5 protein-coding genes and 1 tRNA gene are annotated in these 4698 nt (G+C 44.8%); 5 read left to right on the forward strand and 1 reads right to left on the reverse strand.

The features are described from left to right. Positions 1-869 (reverse strand): pitrilysin family protein (locus Q0C11_RS14400; protein WP_293009148.1); only part of this gene is annotated, 869 nt, incomplete at its 3' end. A gap of 77 nt (positions 870-946) precedes the next feature. Here Q0C11_RS14400 and ftsY point away from each other — a divergent pair. The 5 genes from ftsY to Q0C11_RS14425 all read left to right on the forward strand — a co-directional run bounded on the left by ftsY (position 947) and on the right by Q0C11_RS14425 (position 4698). Next, complete coding sequence (gene ftsY / locus Q0C11_RS14405; protein WP_293009150.1) at positions 947-1972, forward strand: signal recognition particle-docking protein FtsY; 1026 nt, start codon at positions 947-949, stop codon at positions 1970-1972. A 33-nt stretch (positions 1973-2005) separates the two neighbouring features. Then, positions 2006-2659, forward strand: coding sequence for a cell division ATP-binding protein FtsE (gene ftsE, locus Q0C11_RS14410; RefSeq protein WP_293009152.1), 654 nt, complete (start codon positions 2006-2008; stop codon positions 2657-2659). After that, complete coding sequence (gene ftsX / locus Q0C11_RS14415) at positions 2656-3567, forward strand: permease-like cell division protein FtsX (protein WP_293009154.1); 912 nt, start codon at positions 2656-2658, stop codon at positions 3565-3567. Before ftsE ends, ftsX begins: the two co-directional genes overlap by 4 nt. A 113-nt stretch (positions 3568-3680) precedes the next feature. Continuing rightward, on the forward strand, positions 3681-4526 hold the full coding sequence (gene rpoH / locus Q0C11_RS14420) for an RNA polymerase sigma factor RpoH (protein WP_293009156.1): 846 nt from the start codon (positions 3681-3683) through the stop codon (positions 4524-4526). Between the two features lie 79 nt (positions 4527-4605). Continuing rightward, a tRNA-Ser gene (locus Q0C11_RS14425) sits at positions 4606-4698 on the forward strand.

Genomic DNA, 4698 nt, shown 5'->3' on the forward strand with positions numbered 1-4698 from the left:
TTAACACTTCTAATCGCAGGCGCATGAAATCCCATGATGAGATAAGGCAGCTCTGCCGGAGCCTTGACGCTTATCCGTTTAGTGCCTAGTTGCGGTGGCTCGATTTGCGGTTTACGGGCGTTGATCGCTAATAAAGGTTGCGATTGAATTGAACCGTAGTTTTTTTGCGCTAATCGAAACACCTTTTCCGCGTCGACATCTCCGACGATTATCAATGTTGCATTATTGGGCGCGTACCAACGATCGTACCATTCCTGCGCATCTTCCACTTTCATGTTTTCCAGATCATTCATCCAGCCAACAATTGGATTCTTGTAAGGATGCGACTGAAAAGCAACGGCCATCATTTTTTCATATAAGAGCGAACGTGCCTGATCATCAGTACGTAACCTCCTTTCTTCCATCACCACTTTGATTTCTTTTTCGAATTCTTCTTTAGTTAGAACTAAGTTACGCATCCGATCCGCCTCCAACTCCATCGCCATCGGCAAATGTTTCTTATGCAATTGTTGATAATAGGCAGTGTAGTCATAGCTCGTGAAAGCATTCTCACGCCCGCCAGCAGCCGCAATTTTTTTTGAGAACTCAGCATCAGGGACTTTCTCCGTGCCTTTGAACATCATATGCTCCAGAACGTGCGCGACACCTGTTACACCATTGATTTCATCAACGCTGCCCGCCTTGTACCAGACTTGAGTCACCACAACCGGCGAGCGATGATCTTGCTTTACAATCAATTTCAGACCATTATCGAGTAAATATTCATGAGGATTAGCAAATGCTGATGATGAGATCAATAGATTAATTAGCAACAAAAATCCAGAGATTGTAAAAGTGTGAAAAAAAGTGATACGGTAATCAGGTTTCATTTTTACCAACCTAAAGTGAGTAAACAGAATAAAATTGAGGTTTGAGAATTCCTCTGCATATTTGAGAGCCTACCAGAATGTTTAGTTTTTTTAAATCCAAAAAAGATCCTGCAGACTCAGGTGAAATACCAGCCAAACCCGATGCCGAGCTAGAAACCAAGCCGGAGGAATCAATCAGTTTCGCCAGCAAACTGAAACAAGGTCTTGCACGCACCCGACAGAACTTCGGCAAACAACTATCAGGCCTATTTAGCGGCGGCAAGATTGATGAGGAATTTTATGAAGAACTGGAAACTATCTTGCTGACCTCCGATATAGGCGTCAACGCAACCCATCAATTACTTGAAAATCTGCGCAAACAAGTCAGGCGCGATGCATTAACAGATTCTACACAATTAAAACAAGCGCTTAAGGAATCCCTGATCACCATGCTAGAACCGCTTGCCCAACCATTAGATACCACTACGCACAAACCTTTTGTCATCATGATAACGGGAGTCAATGGTGTAGGAAAAACAACCTCGATTGGCAAGCTTACCAAATATTTTCAAACACAAGGTCAGTCAGTTTTACTGGCTGCCGGTGACACATTCCGAGCAGCAGCGCGCGAGCAATTGATCGCGTGGGGAGAGCGGAACAGTGTTACGGTAATAGCACCGGACAGTGATCCGGACAAGAAAAGTGATCCGGCCGCGGTAATTTATGACGCAGTCAACTCAGCCAAAGCGCGCGGCATAGACATTGTACTGGCAGATACGGCTGGACGCTTAACTACTCAACTACATTTGATGGAAGAAATTAAAAAAGTAAAACGTGTGATCGCCAAAGCGATGCCGGATGCCCCACATGAAGTGTTGCTGGTGTTGGATGCCAACACGGGGCAAAATGCAATCTCGCAAGTGAAAGCCTTCAATGACGCGCTGAACGTCACCGGCTTGATCCTGACTAAATTGGATGGCACCGCAAAAGGCGGCGTAGTCGCAGCTATTGCAGGACAGTATCCAGAGAATCCTCCCGCATTACGTTTTATTGGCGTTGGCGAAGGCTTGGATGATTTAAGGCCATTTGATGCCAGAGAATTTGTTGAAGCGTTGTTGGATTGAGAGCTACTGACAAGATGGAAATACTCTAAACATATGATCACATTCAAGAATGTCTCTAAACGTTATCCAGATGGCTACACCGCGCTGAATAACATTGATCTTGCGGTAGAACCTGGCGAAATGGTATTTTTGACCGGGCATTCGGGCGCAGGTAAAAGTACATTATTAAAGTTGATTGCTGCAATAGAACGTCCGACTTCTGGCGTTATCGCGATCAGCGGACAAAATATCGCCCAACTCAAACTCGCCGCGATTCCCTATTTACGACGCAAGATCGGTTTCATTTTTCAGGATCACAAACTTCTGTTTGATCGCAATGTTTTTGAAAATGTTTTATTACCATTGCAAATCAGTAATTTTGATATCAACACGGCGGCGTCCCGAGTGCGCGCCGCACTGGATAAAGTGGGCCTGTTAAAAAAAGAAAAAGTTTTACCCATCACATTATCAGGTGGCGAAAGACAACGGCTGTGTATTGCGCGTGCAATCGTTCATCGACCTACTATTCTGATCGCCGACGAGCCAACGGGCAATCTTGATGTTGATTATGCCCGGGATATTATGGCCATGTTCAGGTCGTTCAATCAGGTAGGCGTTACCGTGTTTATCGCAACGCATGATGCCTCCCTGTTGGAAGATACGCAACACCGCATTTTGTCACTCAAACAAGGAAAACTGGCCGCATGATACGCGCATGGCTAACGCAACATGGGTTTGTGTTTTTTCACACACTCAAACGACTAGCTTCCTCACCCGTTACCGCTTTACTCAGCATCACTGTAATGGGTATCGCGCTTAGCCTGCCAACCGGTATCTATGTGTTGATGGAAAACTTACAATCGATATCCGGGCAAACAGCTAGTTCCCCGCAGATCAGTTTGTTTCTTAAACAGGATGCAAAAAAAGAAGACATTGATAAAGTCCAACAACGCCTGAAAGAAGTCACGCAGATCGTAAACTATCAGTTTATTCCAAAAGATGTTGCACTAACTCAGTTACAACAAAGTAGTGGGACCACCGATATGGTCGCCAATTTAGCCCGTAACCCACTTCCAGATGCTTTCATCGTCTATACCCGGGAGCACATATCAGTCTCCTTAGAACAGTTGCGACTGGCCATGCAAAGCTGGCCGGAAGTTGCGCATGTACAATTTGACTCCGCTTGGATTGACCGCCTGAATGCACTACTTAAACTGGGGCGCTCGGTTGTACTCATGCTAGCTACATTGCTGAGTATTGCAATCATTGCGATTATGTTTAATACCATTCGTCTACAAATTCTAACTAAACGTGACGAAATAGAAATATCCAAACTCATCGGCGCAACCGATAGCTTTATACGTCGTCCTTTTCTTTATTTCGGCGCCATCCAGGGGCTGTCTGGAGGTATCACAGCTTGGCTCATCATTATGTTGGGTATTGATACGCTGAATAGAAAACTCAGACCACTGACCCAACTATATGATTTTAATATAAACCTTCAATATCTCTCTCTACAAGATAGTATCAGTTTGCTATTGTTTTCTGCCTGGCTGGGATGGTTAGGCGCACGCATTTCTGTCGCAAGTCATCTCTGGCAAATCGAACCTAAATGAGCTGAGGATTTCATAGCGAAACTTTTTAAATAATTGGCACTCATATATTGGGAGTGCTAAAATATATTTGAAGTAGTAAGCGGTTACAAACATTTATTCAGGAGATTATTACAATGACGAATGCTTTAACGCTACCCACCACGGGCGGAAGTATTGAAGGTTATATTCAGTCTATTAATTCTTTTCCTATACTCACGCAAGAGGAAGAAACTAGTCTGGCTCGGCGGCTATGGAATCATGGCGATATCGAAGCTGCACAGCAGTTAATTATGTCTCATCTGCGTTTTGTAGTCGCGATAGCACGCGGCTATAAAGGATATGGTTTGCCCCAAGCTGATTTAATTCAAGAAGGCAATATCGGACTAATGAAAGCAGTCAAACGCTTTGACCCTGAACGTGGAGTACGATTGGTATCTTTTGCCGTTCATTGGATTAAAGCCGAGATTCACGAATTCATCATGCGCAACTGGCGCTTAGTCAAAATTGCCACCACCAAGCAACAGCGCAAATTATTTTTTAATTTACGCAGTATGAAACATGGATTGGACACCATGAATCCGCAAGAGGTTGATGCAATGGCTGCCCAGTTGGGTGTTAAAGCCGAAGAAGTCGTTGAAATGGAAAAACGTTTCAGCGGTTCGGATATTTCTCTGGAGCCCACCTCGGATAATGAGGATGACACATTCAGTCCAATCAGTTATCTTACGGATGGTGCAGAACCATCGCAACTCCTGGAAAAAGAACAAATTTCCTGCCTGCGCGAAAAAGGATTGCAGCACTCAATGGATTGCCTGGACGAGCGAAGCCGTCATATCATCGAAGCTCGTTGGTTAAGAGAAAAAGATACCGCTACACTACATGATCTGGCCGATGAGCTTGGTGTATCAGCAGAGCGCGTTCGTCAGATCGAAGCTAAAGCGCTACAAAAAATGCGTGATGTCATGAAAGTCTCTGCATAAAGTTAAAACTTGAACTATCATTCCAAGCGCCCGCTTAACCTCTCAGAAAAGGTTAGCGGGTGTCGCACTTCTAACAACCGGAGAGGTACCGAAGCGGTCATAACGGCGCTGACTCGAAATCAGATGGTCAGGTTATCCTGACACATGGGTTCGAATCCCATCCTCTCCGCCA

Origin of the sequence: Nitrosomonas sp. (assembly GCF_022842015.1) — a bacterium.
In the GTDB taxonomy this organism is placed as follows: Bacteria; Pseudomonadota; Gammaproteobacteria; order Burkholderiales; family Nitrosomonadaceae; genus Nitrosomonas.

Coding starts and splice junctions, on each gene's coding strand:
- ftsY (WP_293009150.1), top strand. CDS start 947: ATGTTTAGTTTTTTTAAATCCAAAAAAGATCCTGCAGACTCAGGTGAA.
- ftsE (WP_293009152.1), top strand. CDS start 2,006: ATGATCACATTCAAGAATGTCTCTAAACGTTATCCAGATGGCTACACC.
- ftsX (WP_293009154.1), top strand. CDS start 2,656: ATGATACGCGCATGGCTAACGCAACATGGGTTTGTGTTTTTTCACACA.
- rpoH (WP_293009156.1), top strand. CDS start 3,681: ATGACGAATGCTTTAACGCTACCCACCACGGGCGGAAGTATTGAAGGT.